15 protein-coding genes are annotated in these 15,579 nt (G+C 70.9%); 14 read left to right on the top strand and 1 reads right to left on the bottom strand.

Annotated features, from left to right (window positions below; translation table 11 throughout):
* The 14 genes from ABZ471_RS43625 to ABZ471_RS43560 form a co-directional block, all read left to right on the top strand.
* Positions 1-474 (top strand): methionine adenosyltransferase domain-containing protein (locus ABZ471_RS43625; RefSeq protein WP_359074717.1); only part of this gene is annotated, 474 nt, incomplete at its 5' end.
* Between the two features lie 152 nt (positions 475-626).
* Entirely contained in the window at positions 627-1,610 is a 984-nt protein-coding gene (locus ABZ471_RS43620; RefSeq protein ID WP_359074716.1) for a carbohydrate kinase family protein, read from the top strand.
* Positions 1,611-1,629: 19 nt separating this feature from the next.
* Complete coding sequence (metF, locus tag ABZ471_RS43615; protein WP_359074715.1) at positions 1,630-2,496, top strand: methylenetetrahydrofolate reductase [NAD(P)H]; 867 nt, start codon at positions 1,630-1,632, stop codon at positions 2,494-2,496.
* Positions 2,497-2,532: 36 nt separating this feature from the next.
* The gene (locus tag ABZ471_RS43610) at positions 2,533-3,750 is read left to right on the top strand and encodes a transposase (RefSeq protein ID WP_359074714.1); all 1,218 of its coding nucleotides are present in this window, start codon (positions 2,533-2,535) and stop codon (positions 3,748-3,750) included.
* Positions 3,751-3,803: 53 nt separating this feature from the next.
* Complete coding sequence (locus ABZ471_RS43605) at positions 3,804-4,712, top strand: aromatic prenyltransferase (RefSeq protein WP_359074713.1); 909 nt, start codon at positions 3,804-3,806, stop codon at positions 4,710-4,712.
* Between the two features lie 135 nt (positions 4,713-4,847).
* A complete protein-coding gene (locus tag ABZ471_RS43600) occupies positions 4,848-5,318 on the top strand; it encodes a hypothetical protein (protein WP_359074712.1) in 471 nt (156 codons plus the stop codon).
* A 185-nt stretch (positions 5,319-5,503) separates the two neighbouring features.
* Positions 5,504-6,706 carry an acyltransferase gene (locus ABZ471_RS43595; protein ID WP_359074711.1) on the top strand — a complete coding sequence of 401 codons (1,203 nt, stop codon included), beginning with the start codon at positions 5,504-5,506 and terminating at the stop codon, positions 6,704-6,706.
* A gap of 80 nt (positions 6,707-6,786) precedes the next feature.
* Positions 6,787-7,794 (top strand): mevalonate kinase, encoded by a 1,008-nt coding sequence (mvk, locus tag ABZ471_RS43590; RefSeq protein ID WP_359074710.1) that lies wholly within the window; start codon positions 6,787-6,789, stop codon positions 7,792-7,794.
* Complete coding sequence (mvaD, locus tag ABZ471_RS43585; RefSeq protein ID WP_359074709.1) at positions 7,784-8,839, top strand: diphosphomevalonate decarboxylase; 1,056 nt, start codon at positions 7,784-7,786, stop codon at positions 8,837-8,839. The genes mvk and mvaD overlap by 11 nt, the downstream gene beginning before the upstream one ends.
* Entirely contained in the window at positions 8,836-9,948 is a 1,113-nt protein-coding gene (locus ABZ471_RS43580; RefSeq protein ID WP_359074708.1) for a phosphomevalonate kinase, read from the top strand. Before mvaD ends, ABZ471_RS43580 begins: the two co-directional genes overlap by 4 nt.
* Positions 9,945-11,045 carry a type 2 isopentenyl-diphosphate Delta-isomerase gene (gene fni / locus ABZ471_RS43575; protein ID WP_359074707.1) on the top strand — a complete coding sequence of 367 codons (1,101 nt, stop codon included), beginning with the start codon at positions 9,945-9,947 and terminating at the stop codon, positions 11,043-11,045. Before ABZ471_RS43580 ends, fni begins: the two co-directional genes overlap by 4 nt.
* Positions 11,042-12,103, top strand: coding sequence for a hydroxymethylglutaryl-CoA reductase (locus ABZ471_RS43570; protein ID WP_359074706.1), 1,062 nt, complete (start codon positions 11,042-11,044; stop codon positions 12,101-12,103). The genes fni and ABZ471_RS43570 overlap by 4 nt, the downstream gene beginning before the upstream one ends.
* A gap of 3 nt (positions 12,104-12,106) precedes the next feature.
* Positions 12,107-13,282, top strand: coding sequence for a hydroxymethylglutaryl-CoA synthase (locus ABZ471_RS43565; RefSeq protein ID WP_359074705.1), 1,176 nt, complete (start codon positions 12,107-12,109; stop codon positions 13,280-13,282).
* Positions 13,283-13,535: 253 nt separating this feature from the next.
* Entirely contained in the window at positions 13,536-14,513 is a 978-nt protein-coding gene (locus ABZ471_RS43560; protein WP_359074704.1) for a ketoacyl-ACP synthase III, read from the top strand.
* 34 nt (positions 14,514-14,547) lie between these two features.
* On the opposite strand, the gene ABZ471_RS43555 is transcribed toward ABZ471_RS43560, so the two are convergent.
* The coding region (locus tag ABZ471_RS43555) for a transposase (protein WP_359074703.1) at positions 14,548-15,579 on the bottom strand (1,032 nt) is incomplete at its 5' end.

Genomic DNA, 15,579 nt, shown 5'->3' with positions numbered 1-15,579 from the left:
CGCTTCGAGATCGGCGGCCCGATGGGCGACGCCGGCCTGACCGGCCGCAAGATCATCATCGACACGTACGGCGGCATGGCCCGCCACGGCGGCGGCGCCTTCTCCGGCAAGGACCCCTCCAAGGTGGACCGCTCGGCCGCCTACGCGATGCGCTGGGTCGCCAAGAACGTGGTCGCCGCGGGCCTTGCCTCCCGCTGCGAGGTCCAGGTCGCCTACGCCATCGGCAAGGCCGAGCCGGTCGGCCTGTTCGTGGAGACCTTCGGCACCCACACGGTCGCCGTCGAGAAGATCGAGGACGCCATCGCCGCGGTCTTCGACCTGCGCCCGGCCGCCCTCATCCGCGACCTCGACCTGCTCCGCCCGATCTACACCCAGACCGCCGCCTACGGCCACTTCGGCCGCGAACTGCCGGACTTCACCTGGGAGCGCACCGACCGCGCCGACGCCCTGCGCAAGGCCGTCGAAGCAGGCTGACCCAGCCGCCCGCCGGACCCACCCCCGGCGCCCGAACCAGCGGGGAGCGATGGTCCCCCCGTCCCGCCGCTCCCCGCTCCCCAAGCCCGCCGCGCCTCGCCTTCCGGCACCGGACCGGACCGTCAAGCCCCCAGGTTCAAGGAGCACTTGCCGTGCGTATCGCCGTGACCGGATCGATAGCGACCGACCATCTGATGGTGTTCCCCGGACGCTTCGCCGAGCAGCTGATCAAGGACCAGCTGGAGAAGGTCTCCCTGTCCTTCCTCGCCGACCGGCTGGAGGTGCACCGCGGCGGCGTCGGCGCCAACATCGCCTTCGGCCTCGGCCTGCTGGGCCTCGACCCCCTCCTGGTCGGCGCGGCCGGCGTGGACTTCGCCGAGTACGACACCTGGCTGCGGGCCCACGGCGTCGACACGTCCGCGGTACACGTCAGCGAAACCCTGCACACCGCGCGCTTCGTGTGCACCACCGACGAGGATCAGAACCAGATCGCCACCTTCTACGCCGGCGCCATGGCCGAGGCCCAGCACATCGACCTGGCCCGCACCGCCGAGACGGCCGGCCCGCTCGCACTCGTCCTGGTCGGCGCCGACGACCCGGCGGCCATGCTGCGGCACACCGCCACCGCCCACCGCCTCGGCATCCCCGTCGCGGCCGACCCCTCCCAGCAACTGGCCCGCCTCGACCGCGACCAGGCCCGCCAACTGGTCGACGGCGCGACATGGCTGTTCACCAACGCCTACGAAGCCGCCCTGCTCACCGAACGCACCGGCTGGAGCGAGGAAAACCTCCTCGGCCGGGTCGGCACCTGGATCACCACACTGGGCGCCGACGGGGTGTTGCTGGCCCGCTCCGGCACCCCCCCACAGCACATACCGGCCGTACCCACCGAGCAGATCGCCGACCCCACCGGCGCCGGCGACGCCTTCCGCGCCGGCTTCCTCGCCGGCCTGGCCCGGCAGCTGCCGGCCGAGCAGGCCGCCCGGCTCGGCTGCGCCCTGGCCACCACCGTGCTGGAATCGGTCGGCACCCAGGAATACAAACTGCTCGCCTCGGACCTGCTCGCCCGCATCGCCGCCACCTACGGCGACGCCGCCGCCCGCACCGTCCAACCCCGCCTGGCAGGCAGGGCATGAGCACACCAGGAGCCCGCTCGTGACGACGTTCTCCTTCGAGTTCTTCCCGCCCAAGACACCCCCGGGAGAACAGAGGCTGTGGGAGGCGATCCGCCGGATCGAGCTGCTGCGGCCCGACTTCGTGTCCGTCACCTACGGCGCCGGCGGCACCTCACGGGACCGGACAGTGGCACTCACCCGGCGCATCGCCGAGGAGACGACCCTGCGCCCCGTCGCCCACCTGACCGCGGTCGGCCACTCGGTGGCCGAACTGCGCCACATCATCGGCCAGTACGCGGACGCCGGCATCCGCGACGTCCTCGCGCTGCGCGGCGACCCGCCGGGCGACCCCAAGGGCACCTGGACACCGCACCCGAAGGGCCTCACCTACGCGTACGAACTGGTCGAACTGGTCCGCTCGCTGGGCGACTTCAGGATCGGTGTGGCCGCGTTCCCCGAGAAACACCCGCGCTCGGCCGACTGGCAGACCTGCATCCGGCACTTCGTCGCCAAGTGCCGGGCGGGCGCCGACTACGCCATCACACAGATGTTCTTCCACGTGGAGGACTACCTGCGGCTGCGCGACGCGGTCGCGGCCGCCGGCTGCGACATCCCGATCATCCCGGAGATCATGCCGGCCACCGACCACCGCCAGATCGCCCGCTTCGCCGAACTGTCCGACGCGGCCTTCCCCGACCACCTGGCCAGGCGCCTGCACGCGGCCCGCGACACCCCGCACGACGGCCACCGCATCGGCGTCGAGTACGCCACCGCCATGGCCGAACGCCTGCTCGCCGAGGGCGCCCCCGGCCTGCACTACATCACCCTCAACAAATCCACGGCGGCCCCGGACATCCACCGCAACGTCCTGAGCCTGCACAGCGCAGGGATCCTCAACGCCGGCTGAGCTAAGGCCCGCCGCACACAATGGGGGGTGTTGTTCATGCTGTCCGGGCGACGGTATCTTCTCGGCCTGACCGCCGATCAGGCGGAAATGTGCGAGGAGTTCGGGAACATCTGCCGGGCGGTATGGAACACGGCCCTGGAGCAACGCAGAGAGTACCGGCGGCGCGGCACGTGGACGAACTACGTACCCCAGGCCGCCGAACTGGCCGAAGCCAAGAAAGAACACCCCTGGCTCACGACGGCACCCTCGCACGTGTTGCAGCAGACGCTGCGTGACCTGGAACGGGCGTGCCGGGAGCACGGCACGTTCAAGGCCCGGTGGCGGTCCAAGGCACGCTGGTCGCCGTCGTTCCGCTTTCCGTCCGGGAACCTCATCACCGTGGAACGCCTCGGGCGGAAGTGGGGGCGGGCGAAGCTGCCCAAGCTGGGCTGGGTCCGCTTCCGTTGGTCGCGCCCCCTGGACGGCGCAGTGCGTTCCGCCACCGTCAGCCGCAAGGGCGGACGCTGGTTCGTGTCCTTCCTCGTGGACGACCAGGCCGTCACACCCGAGCAGCACGCCATGCCCGCGACGGCTGTGGGCGTAGACCGGGGTATCGCGACGGCAGCGGTTACCAGCGACGGCACTTTCCATGACCGGCCGTTCATCCGGCATGGTGAGGCCGAGCGGTACCGGCGCTTGCAGCAGCGTCTCGCCCGCTCCAAGAAGGGATCTGCGAACCGGCACAAGACGATCCGGGCGATGGGCCGGATCATGAACCGGGTCACTGACCGGCGCGCCGACTTCTGCGCCTATACCGCCAACCGGCTGGCGACCCGCAACGCGTTGGTGGTCCTGGAAGACCTCAAGACCCGCAATATGACCGCCTCCGCGTCCGGCACGCTTGACCAGCCGGGTCAGTATGTCGCTCAGAAACGAGGACTGAACCGGGCCATCCTCTACAAGGGATGGCACCGCCTCGAACTCGCCCTCACCAACGCCGCCCGCTACACCGGCACGGCAATGGTGAAGGTAAATCCCGCGTACACATCGCAGCGGTGCTCCGCCTGCGGCCTGGTCACCGAAGGCAACCGCGAGAGCCAAGCGGTCTTCGTGTGCAAAGCCGCAGGGTGCGGACACCGCGACCACGCCGACGTCAACGCCGCGAAGAACATCAAGGCCGCAGGGCTTGCGGTCTCAGCCTGCGGAGACCTCGGCGGTGGCCGGTCCGTGAAGCAGGAACCCGTAAGCCGGGCGACCGGCCGAACCCCCTCATAGGGGAACCCCCCTCGTTCACGAGGCGGAGGAAGTCAAGAGCTCTGGGAGGATCAATGTCCGACGTCACTGCGGCCGACGAGGTGTATGCGGTCATCGAGGAATCGGCCCGGCTGGTGGGCGCGCCCTGCTCACCCGAGAAGATCCGGCCGATCCTGACCGCGTTCGAGGACGCCCTCCCGGAGGCCGGGATGGTCTTCAGCGTGGCCACCGGCCAGCGCCCCCCGGGAGAACTCGACTACACCATCTCGATCCCTCCCGCCTTCGGCGACCCCTACGCCGTCGCCGTGTCCCACGGCCTGGTCACCCCCGCGGACCACCCCGTCGCCACCCTGCTCGCGGACATCCAGGCACAAGTCTCCATCAGCGAGCACCTCATCGACGCCGAAGTCTCCAGCGGCTTCAGCAAGATCTACGCCCACTTCCCCCACGACAAGCTGACCCTGCCCCGGCTCGCGGACATCCCCTCCATGCCCCCCGCGGTGGCCCAGAACGCAGAGCTGTTCGCCCGCCACCACCTCACCGACGTCGCGATGATCGGGATCGACTACCGGCGCAAGACGGTCAACCTGTACTTCGCCCAGCTCCCCGACGCCTTCCGCACGGCCCACAACATCCTCTCCCTCAACCGCGCGATCGGCCTGCCCGACCCCAGCGGCCCGATGCTGGAGTTCGCCCAGAGGTCCTTCCGCGCCTACGTCACCCTCGGCTGGGACTCCCCGAAGATCGAACGGATCTCCTACGCCCCGCTCCCGGTCCGCGACCCGTCCGCGCTCGCCGTACCCATCGAGCCCGACATCGAGAAGTTCCTCCTCAACACCCGCCGCACCTACGACGGCCCGCCCTTCGTCATCGCGGCCGCCAAGTGGACGGCCGAAGGGGAACACCTCAACCTCGGCCCCTACTGCCGCCTCTCGCCCCTGATGCGCACACTGCTGCGGCAACTCACCGGGGAACAGGTTTGACCCGCGCCGGCCGGTGAGCCGCCGAGCCGGGCCACGCCCACCGCCCGGCCTCACCGGCCGGCCCACGGCCGGCCGCCCCCGACCTTCACGACGACACAGTCGCTCACACGGAAACTCTTTCGACCGGAGGGAACCATGTCTGAAGCCACTGAGATCGAAGCAGGTTCGGCCGCCCTGACCAGGCTCGGAGGCGCACTCGCCCAGTCCGGAGCGGCCTCGCTCACCGGGCAGCGCGAACAACTGGCCGAGGGCCTCCTGCGCGAGTCCCTGACCCGGTGGGAGGACCCCCAGCTCAGGCCCCAGCTCCTCGGGGAGGTCCTGGCCGCGATCACCACCGAGGCGGGCGCGGCGCGGATGCGCGAGTTCCTCTCCTCCCAGATCTTCAGCCAGTTAGGCAAGGAACTCGACTCCTCCAAGACGAGGGACATCCACCAGGTGGCCGAGATCCTCAAGGTGCCGCCGCTGAACATCAACGCGGCCCAGGCACAGGTCTGGGGCGTGATCATCCTGCGCTACATCCTGCAGATCGAGCCGATCGCATCGGCGCCGGCCGACGAGATCCTCGACACCATCGCCCCCACCATCCAGCGCTACCTGGCCGGCTAGCGGCCACACCGGCCCGTGCGTGGCGGCCGCCCCCCTCGCCACCGCACCCGCGAGACCGCAGCCGAGCCAGTCACCCGCGCCGCCCCCCGGCCAGCCGCCCCGGGGGGCGGCGCGGCCCCCTCCCGCAAGTCCACCGCGCGCTGGCCACCCGCAGGCCACGTCCCCCAACGAAAGGCAGTGCGCACATGGCAGACAGAACACCCGGACCGGCCCTCGCCGCTCCCGCACCGCGCCGGGCCACGCTCCCCTCGCTCACCGGCCTCAGGTTCCTGGCGGCCCTGCTCGTCTTCCTCACCCACGCCACACTGCTCGCCGGACCCCTGCGGCCCACCGCGCCGATCAGCTTCTTCGCCGACCAGGACATCGCCAAACCCCTGGCCGACTTCTTCCAGTTCGCCGGACCCATCGGGGTGTCCTTCTTCTTCGTGCTCAGCGGCTTCGTCCTGACCTGGTCATCGACCCCCGGGGACAAGGTCACCGGGTTCTGGCGGCGCCGCACACTGAAGATCTACCCCAACCACATCGTCACCTGGGCGCTGGCGATGTGGCTGTTCGCCTCCTCCTCCCCGGTGCACGCCTGGCTGCCCAACCTCCTGCTGGTGCACAACTTCTCCAACCGGCCCGAAACCGTCTCCAGCGTCAACCTCCCCTCCTGGTCACTGTGTTCGGAAGTCCTCTTCTACGCACTGTTCCCCCTGTTCATCATCGGCGTGCGGAAGATCTCCGAACGCCGGCTGTGGTGGTGGGCCGCCGCCACGGTCGCCGGCGTCGCCGGCGTCGCACTCGCAACGCGCCTTGTCCCCGGCGGAGTTCCGGTGCCCGGCTACGGCCTGACGACCAACCAGCTGTGGTTCAGCTACGGCTTCCCGCCGCCGCGCCTGTTCGAGTTCGTGCTGGGCATGATCCTCGCCCGCATCGTCGCCGCCGACCTGTGGCCGCGCATCGGCCTCGCGCCCTGCGCAGCCGTCTTCGCCGCAGGCTACTGGGCCGCCTACGCCGCCCCGAGCCCCTACAACTTCAGCCTCGCCACGATCGTCCCGATCGGCATGATCATCTGCGCCGCGGCCTCCTCGGACCTGCGCGGCGAGGACAGCTGGCTCACCAGCCGCACCATGCTCTGGCTGGGCAACGTCTCCTTCGCTTTCTACCTCGTCCAAGGCCTGGTCATCTTCTACGGCCGGCCCGAGGTACTGGACGCACGCACCTTCACCACCCCCGCGGCCCTCGGCATGGTGCTCGTGCTGTTCGCAGCGAACCTGCTCGCCGCCTGGCTGCTGTACAGCCTGGTGGAGCAGCCGGTGATGCGCCGCTTCGCCCGCAGCAGGAAACACACCGCACCGGCCGTGCCCCGCACAACGGATTCCGTACCGGCCGGCGAAGCCGCCTGACCGCGCCCTCGCCCCGGGCCGTTCCCAGAACTGTGGATGTGGCGATCTCAATGCAGAAACGACAAGGGGAGCTGAGTGCGTTGACCCTACCGACCTCAGCCAAGGGGGTCTCGGACAGCCCGCGGGCCCGCTCGGCCGGCATCGGCCGCGCCCACGCCAAGGCCATCCTGCTGGGGGAGCACGCGGTCGTGTACGGGGCTCCGGCACTCGTTCTGCCCGTTCCGCAGCTGACGGTCACGGCGAGCGCCGGGTGGTCGTTGCCCGCCCCCGACGAACCGGGCGAGGTGACCTTCACGGTGACCGGTTCCCCGTCCAGACCGATGGTGACGCAGGCCTCCGACAGCCTGCGCCGGCTGATCACCGAGTTCAAGGCGGTCACGGGCGTGACCGGCAGCCCGCACCTCGACGTGATCATCGACGGTGCGATCCCGCACGGCCGCGGGCTGGGCTCCAGCGCGGCCTGCGCCCGCGCCGTCGTCTTCGCCCTGGCCGACCTCTTCGGCTGCGACATGACCGAGGACATGGCCTTCGACCTGGTGCAGACGGCGGAGAACGTGGCGCACGGCCGCTCCAGCGGCGTCGACGCACGGGCCGTCGGCGCGACGGCCCCGCTGCTGTTCCAGGCGGGCCGGGCCCAGGAACCGAGCATCGGCTGCGACGGCCTGTTCATCATCGCGGACAGCGGCGTCGTGGGCAGGACCAAAGTCGCCGTCGAACTGCTGCGGGAAGGATTCCAGCGGCACACCGGCGCACAGGAGACGTTCGTACGCCGTGCCTCGCAGCTGACCGACGAGGCCAGGCGCGCCCTCGCCGACGGTCGGCCGGAGGACTTCGGCCAACGGCTCACCGACTACCACCACCTGCTGCGCGCGGCCGGCCTCAGCACCCCGGGCATCGACGCCCTGGTCGAGGCCGCGCTCACGGCCGGCAGCCTCGGCGCCAAGATCACCGGGGGCGGCCTGGGCGGCTGCGTGATCGCCCTGACCCAGCCGGTGCAGGCCAGGGAAGTCACCCGGCAACTGCACGAAGCCGGCGCCGTGCAGACGTGGGTCGTACCGCTGAGAGGGCTTGCCAACCATGCACGCTGACCACCCGACCACCCTGGTGCCACCGCTCGAGGACAACCTCGCAGGACGGGCCACCGCCGTCGCGCACCCGAACATCGCCCTGATCAAGTACTGGGGCAAGCGCGACGAACAGCTCGTCCTGCCGCGGGTCGACAGCCTGTCGATGACCCTGGACATCTTCCCGACGACCACCTGCGTCCGCCTCGCCCCCCAAGCCGAGCACGACCAGGTCACCCTGAACGGCGAGGTCGCCCGCGGCCAGGCGCGCGAGCGCGTCGTCGCCTTCCTGGACCTGGTGCGGGCACAGGCCCGAAAGAAGCTGCCGGCCGTCGTGGACAGCGAGAACACCGTCCCCACCGGGGCCGGCCTCGCCTCCTCCGCGAGCGGGTTCGCCGCCCTCGCCCTCGCCGCAGCCGCCGCCTACGGCCTCACCCTCGACGCCACCGCGCTCTCACGCCTGGCCCGGCGCGGATCCGGGTCGGCGTCCCGGTCGGTCTTCGGCAGCTTCGCACTGTGGCACGCGGGCCTTGCCACCGGCACCGCAACCGAGGCCGACCTCAGTTCCTACGCCGAGCCGGTGCCCGCCCCCGGCCTCGACCCCGCCCTGGTCATCGCCGTCGTCGACGCGGGCCCCAAGGCCGTCTCCAGCCGCGAGGCCATGCGGCGGACCGTGGACACCTCCCCGCTGTACGAGCCGTGGGCCCGCTCCAGCAAGGACGACCTGAAGGACATGCGCACGGCACTGGACCGAGGCGACCTGGCCGCGGTGGGGGAGATCGCCGAACGCAACGCGCTGGGCATGCACGCCACGATGCTGGCGGCACGCCCGGCCGTGCGCTACCTGGCACCGGCCACCCTCACCGTCCTGGACAGCGTGCTCCAGCTCAGAAGGGACGGCATCCCGGCCTACGCGACCATGGACGCCGGACCCAACGTCAAGGTGCTGTGCCGCCGCACCGACGCCCGCCAGGTGGCCGACACCGTGCGCAGCGCCATGACGGCCGGCTCGGTCCTCACCGCCCGGCCGGGCCCCGGCGCCCGCCTGTTGCCCCAGGACACCCGATGACCCCGCAACCGGCCCTCGTGCGGCGCGCGCCGGGCAAGCTGTTCGTCGCGGGCGAGTACGCGGTCGTCGACCCCGGCAACCCGGCGATCCTGGTCGCGGTCGACCGGTACGTCAGCGTCACCGTGTCCCCCCTGGCCGGCACCGGCGTCGAGATGTCCTCCGACCTCGGCCCCAGCAACGTGCGCTTCGCGTGGCAGGACGGCCGGCTCGCCGGCCACGCCGGCGACGAGCACAGCGCGCGCGCCGGCCTGGCCCACCTGACATCGGCCGTCGAGACCGTGGCCCGCCTCCTGGCCGAACACGGCCGTGCCCTGCCGGCGTTCGGCATCACGGTCGACAGCGCCCTGCACGAGAACGGCACCAAATACGGTCTGGGCTCCAGCGGCGCGGTGACCGTGGCGGCCGTGGCGGCCGTGGCAGCCTTCTGCGGCCTCACGCTGTCGCCCGAGGAGCGCTACCGGCTGGCCCTGCTCGCCACCGCGGCCATCGACCCCAAAGGCTCCGGCGGTGACCTCGCCGCCAGCACCTGGGGCGGCTGGATCGCCTACCGGGCACCCGACCGCACGGCCGTCCTCGACCTGGCCCGCCGCCAGGGCGTCACGCAGGCACTGCGCGCGCCCTGGCCGGGTTTCGAGGTGCGCCGGCTGCCGCCGCCCAAGGGCCTCGCCCTGGAGGTCGGCTGGACCGGAACCCCCGCCTCCACCCCGTCCCTGGTCTCCGGCCTCCAGCGGCGGACCTGGCGCGGCAGCGCCTCCCACCAACGGTTCGTGCAGAGGACCACCGACTGTGTGCGCGCCGCCGTCGCCGCACTCGAGCAAGGAGACCCGCGCAGCCTGCTGGACCAGATCCGGCGGGCGAAAGGGGAGCTGGCTCGACTGGACGACGAGGTCGGTCTGGGAATCTTCACCACCCGGCTGACGGCGCTGTGCGACGCCGCCGAAGCCGCCGGCGGCGCAGCCAAGCCCTCCGGGGCGGGCGGCGGCGACTGCGGCATCGCCCTGTTCGACGCCGAAGCGCAACGAGACATCGCCCACGTGCGGCAACGGTGGGCCACGGCCGGGGTGCGCCCCCTGCCGCTCGGTTCCGCCGCGGAAGGGAACGAAAAATGATCGGACAACGCAAGGACGACCACGTCCGGCTCGCCGTCGACCAGCAGCGGCAGCACAGCGGACACAACCAGTTCGACGAAGTGAGCTTCGTCCACCACGCCCTGGCCGGCATCGACCGCTCGGACGTCTCCCTGGCCACGGCCTTCGCCGGCATCACCTGGCCGGTGCCGCTGTACATCAACGCGATGACCGGCGGCAGCGAGAACACCGGCCTCATCAACCGGGACCTGGCCATCGCCGCCAGGGAGACCGGCGTACCCATCGCGTCGGGATCCATGAGCGCGTACTTCAAGGACCCCTCCTGCGCCGACACGTTCAGCGTGCTGCGCGAGCAGAACCCGGACGGGTTCGTCATCGCGAACATCAACGCGACGGCCTCGGTCGACAAGGCACAGCGGGGCATCGACCTGCTCAAGGCCGACGCCCTGCAGATCCACGTCAACACCGTGCAGGAAACGGTGATGCCGGAGGGGGACCGCTCGTTCGCGGCCTGGGCCGGGCAGATCGAGAAGATCGCGGCAGCCGTCGACGTCCCCGTGATCGTCAAGGAGGTCGGCTTCGGCCTGAGCCGGGAAACCGTGCGGCTGCTGAAGGACCTGGGCGTGACGGCGGCCGATCTCGGCGGCCGGGGCGGCACCGACTTCGCCCGCATCGAGAACGGCCGGCGCGAACTCGCCGACTACGCCTACCTGCACGGCTGGGGACAGTCCACCGTCGCCTGCCTCCTGGACACACAGGACGCCGGCATCCCCGTCCTCGCCTCCGGCGGCGTACGCCATCCCCTCGACGTCGCCCGCGCCCTGGCGCTGGGCGCCTCGGGTGTCGGCGCGTCCGGGGGATTCCTGCGCACCCTCCTCGACGGCGGCCTCTCGGCGCTGATCGCGCAGCTCTCGACCTGGCTGGACCAACTGGCGGCGCTGCAGACCATGCTCGGCGCACGCACCCCGGCCGACCTCGCCCACTGCGATCTGCTGATCCACGGCGACCTGCGGTCCTTCTGCACCGACCGGGGCATCGACACCCGGCCACTGGCCAGGCGCTCCGGCAGCCTCGGCACCTTCGACGCCCTCGACGAGATGACGGGAAGCACACGATGACCGAAGGGCACGCGATCGCCGGGGTCCCGATGCGCTGGGTGGGACCCCTGCGCATCTCGGGCAACGTCGCCACCACCGAGACCCACGTCCCCCTCGCCACCTACGAGTCGCCGCTGTGGCCCTCGGTGGGCCGCGGCGCGAAGGTCTCCATGCTCGCCGAACAGGGCATCGTCGCCACCCTCGTCGACGAGCGGATGACCCGCTCGGTACTCGTCGAGGCGGTCGACGCACAGACCGCGCTCACGGCCGCCCGCACCATCGACACCCACCTGGCAGAACTGCAGGAAGTGGTGCGCACCTGCAGCAGGTTCGCCGAACTGATCGGCATCCGGCACGAGATCAACGCCAACCTGCTGTTCATCCGCTTCGAGTTCTCCACCGGCGACGCCTCCGGGCACAACATGGCCACCCTCGCCTCCGATGTACTCCTGGGGCACCTGCTGGAGACGATCCCGGGCATCTCCTACGGATCGATCTCCGGGAACTACTGCACCGACAAGAAAGCGACCGCGGTCAACGGCATCCTCGGCCGCGGCAAGAACGTGGTCACCGAACTGCTCGTGCCGCAAGAGGTGGTGGCCGGCGTCCTGCACACGACGGCCGCCAAGATAGCCCAGCTCAACCTCCGCAAGAACATGCTCGGCACGCTCCTGGCCGGCGGAATCCGCTCGGCCAACGCCCACTTCGCGAACATGCTCCTCGGGTTCTACCTGGCCACCGGCCAGGACGCCGCCAACATCGTCGAAGGATCACAGGGCGTCGTCATGGCCGAGGACCGCGACGGCGACCTCTACTTCGCCTGCACCCTGCCCAACCTGATCGTGGGCACCGTCGGCAACGGCAAGGGCCTCGACTTCGTGGAGACCAACCTGACCCGGCTCGGCTGCCGGGCCGAACGCGACGTCGGCGAGAACGCACGCCGCCTCGCCGTCCTCGCCGCAGCCACCGTGCTGTGCGGCGAACTCTCCCTGCTCGCGGCCCAGACGAACCCGGGCGAACTCATGCGCGCACACGTCCAGCTGGAACGCGACCACACGACAGAAAAGGCTGGTGTTTAGGACATGGCCAACGGTCCCGCCGTAGGCATTCACGATCTGTCGTTCGCCACCACCGAGTTCGTCCTGGCGCACACGGCACTCGCCGAGCACAACGGCACCGAGATCGGCAAGTACCACGTGGGCATCGGCCAGCGCTCGATGAGCGTGCCCGCCGCCGACGAGGACATCGTGACCCTGGGCGCGGCGGCCGCCGCGCCCCTCGTCGCCCGGCACGGCAGCGACGGGATCCGTACGGTGATCTTCGCGACCGAGTCGTCGATCGACCAGGCGAAGTCGGCCGGTGTGTACGTGCACTCGCTGATCGGGCTGCCCTCGGCCGTCCGCGTCGTCGAACTCAAGCAGGCCTGCTACGGGGCGACGGCGGCCCTCCAGTTCGCCATCGGCCTGGTGCGCCGCGACCCCGCGCAGCGGGTCCTCGTGATCGCCAGCGACGTCTCCAAGTACGACCTGGACAGCCCGGGCGAGGCCACCCAGGGCGCCGCCGCCGTGGCCCTGCTCGTCGCCGCCGACCCCCAGCTGGTGCGCATCGAGGAGCCCTCCGGGGTGTTCACCGCCGACGTCATGGACTTCTGGCGGCCCAACTACCGCGAGGCCGCCCTGGTCGACGGGCAGGAGTCCATCACCGCCTACCTGCAGGCCGTGGAGGGCAGCTGGAAGGACTACACGGAACAAGGCGGCCGCTCCCTCGGCGAGTTCGCCGCGTTCTGCTACCACCAGCCCTTCACGAAAATGGCCTACAAGGCCCACCGCCACCTGCTCAACTACAACGGCCACGACACCGACGCGGCCGAGGTCACCCGGGCCATCGGGCACACCACGGCCTACAACAACGTCATCGGCAACAGCTACACCGCCTCGGTGTACCTCGCCCTCGCCTCGCTCCTGGACCACGCGGACGACCTGACCGGCCAGGCCATCGGCTTCCTCAGCTACGGCTCCGGCAGCGTCGCCGAGTTCTTCGCCGGGACCGTCGTAGCCGGCTACCGCGCACACCTGCGCACCCAGGCGCACCGCGAGGCCATCGACCGGCGCACCAGCCTCGACATCGCCCGCTACCGCGACCTGCACGAACGCTCCTTCCCCACCGACGGCGGCGACCACCCCACCCAGGCACAGACCACCGGACCCTTCCGGCTGGCCGCGCTGCGCGACCACAAGCGCATCTACGAGACCCGCTAGAGCCGGAGCCTCGCAAGCGCAGGCCCCTTCCACCACCACAACGCGGGCGGCGCACGCCGCCCCGCCGCGCAGGGGCCCCACCGCACTGAGCCGCCCGCGCCGCCCGCGCGCACCGTCCACCAAGCCCGCCCCGGCGGGGGGCGGCCCAGTCCAGATCCCCGCCGGCGCACCCGGAGGGAGCAAGCCATGGCCGTCCAATCCGCCGGCCGTTCGCACAGCCAGTCCACGACCACGTGAGGGGGAGGACAGGCGCATGACCGATATAGGGATCCTCGGTACGGGTGCCTTCGTGCCGGATCGAGTTGTCTCCAATGACGAGGCCGGCGCCCAGGCCGAGGTCGATGACGCCTGGATCACCCGCAAGACCCAGATCCGGGAACGCCGCTGGGCCGCCCCCGAGCAGGCCACCTCCGACCTGGCCGCGGCCGCGGGCCGCGCCGCACTGGAATCGGCCGGCATCACCGCCGGCCAGCTGTCCGTGATCGTGGTCGCCACCTCCACACCGGACCGGCCCCAGCCGCCCACCGCCGCCTACGTACAGCACCACCTCGGTGCGCTGGACGCGGCCGCCTTCGACGTCAACGCCGTGTGTTCCGGCGAGGTGTTCGCGCTCACCGCGGTCGAGGGCGTCCTCGCCCGGCGCGGCGGCCACGCACTGGTCATCGGCGCGGACGTGTACTCGCGCATCCTGAACCCGGCCGACCGCAGAACGGTCGTCCTGTTCGGAGACGGCGCCGGCGCACTGGTCCTGGGCACGAGCGGCCCGCGCTCGCGCATCCGGCACATCGCGCACCACACCTTCGGCGAACTGGCCCACCTGATCGAGGTGCCCGCAGGCGGCAGCCGGCTGCCCCTTGACCGGCACGCCCTCGACGCCGGCCTGCAGTACTTCACGATGGACGGCCGAGCGGTGCGCAGCTTCGTGGAGACGCGACTGCCGCAGCTGACCAAGCAGTTCCTGCACGAGGCCGGTGTCGTGCCCGACGACATCAGCCACTTCATCCCGCACCAGGCCAACGGCGTCATGCTCGACACCGTCTTCGCCGAACTCGGCCTCTCCCGGGCCCGCATGCACCTGACGCTGACGCACTACGGCAACACGGGCGCCGCCTCCATCCCGATCACCCTGGACGAGGCCGCCCGCACCGGCGCCCTGAACCGGGGCGACCTGATCCTCCTGGCCGGCTTCGGCGGCGGCATGGCGGCGGGTTTCGCACTGGTCGAGTGTTGACTGCTCTCCTCCCTGGAGGGAGGTGATTCCTGGCTCAGGCTGCCTGTTGAGGCGGCGCCTCAGCGGGTCTTACGCCCTCGACACCAGCCGGGTTCAGACCTGCCCGGACGAGCATCACGCGGGCGGAGTTCTTGTCCCTGGGGGACACGGCTCCGCACGCGGTGCAGGCATACATCCTCTCCGAGAGAGGCAGTGCGTGCTTGGTTCTCGCTCCGCACGTTGCGCAGTCCGTCGTGGTGTGCGCGGGATGGATCAGGTGCACGGTCCGGCCGTGCTTGCGGGCCATCTCGACCAGTGCCCGCTTCGCGGCGCCGATCGCGGCGTCTGCCGCTTTGCGGGCCATGGTCGTCTTCGCGAGGAACTTCGGTCTGAAGTCCTCCACCGCGAGAGCATCGTGGTCGCGTACCACTTTCTTGGCCCACTTGCGGGCGCCGTCTTGGCGTTGCCGGGCCACCTTGGCATGCAGCTTCGCTGTCTGCCGCTTCGCTGCCCGGTAACCGTTCGAGGCGGCCTGTCCCCGCGCCGGTCGGCGCCGGGCCATCATCCGCTGATAGCGAGCGAGCTTCTGAGCGGCCGTGCGCCCGTGCTGTCGGTGAGGAAGGTCGTGGTCGTCGCTGGTGGTGGTGGCGGTCTCGCGTACGCCCCAGTCGATCCCGATCACACGCCCGGTCGATGCCAGGGGCTCGATGGGCGCGGGAACGACGAACGAGGCGTACCACGCACCTGTGGCGTCCTGGTACACGCGCACGCTGGACGGATCCGCGGGCAGTGCCCGCGACCACACCACCCGCAGCACGATCTGGCCGGCGAGGTGCAGACGGCCGTCCTTGAGACGGAAGCCGCGCCGCGTGTAGTTCAGGGACGGCCGCACCTCCCGCTTCTTCTTCCAACGCGGCATCCCCGCCCGCCGGTGCTGCCGCACCCGATCCTTGATGTCCATCAACGCCTTCGCGCGGGACTTGCCGAAATCCCGTACGAGCTGCTGCTGAGGAACACTCGACCCAGCAGCCAGCCACGGGGTTGTGCGCCGGGCCTGGGTCAGCATCCGGTCCAGCGCAGCCGGACC

Source organism: Streptomyces sp. NPDC005728 (assembly GCF_040630895.1).
Lineage (GTDB): Bacteria > Actinomycetota > Actinomycetes > Streptomycetales > Streptomycetaceae > Streptomyces.
The sequence above is the reverse complement of the archived record's forward strand: the minus strand, read 5'-3'. Positions and strand labels throughout refer to the sequence as shown.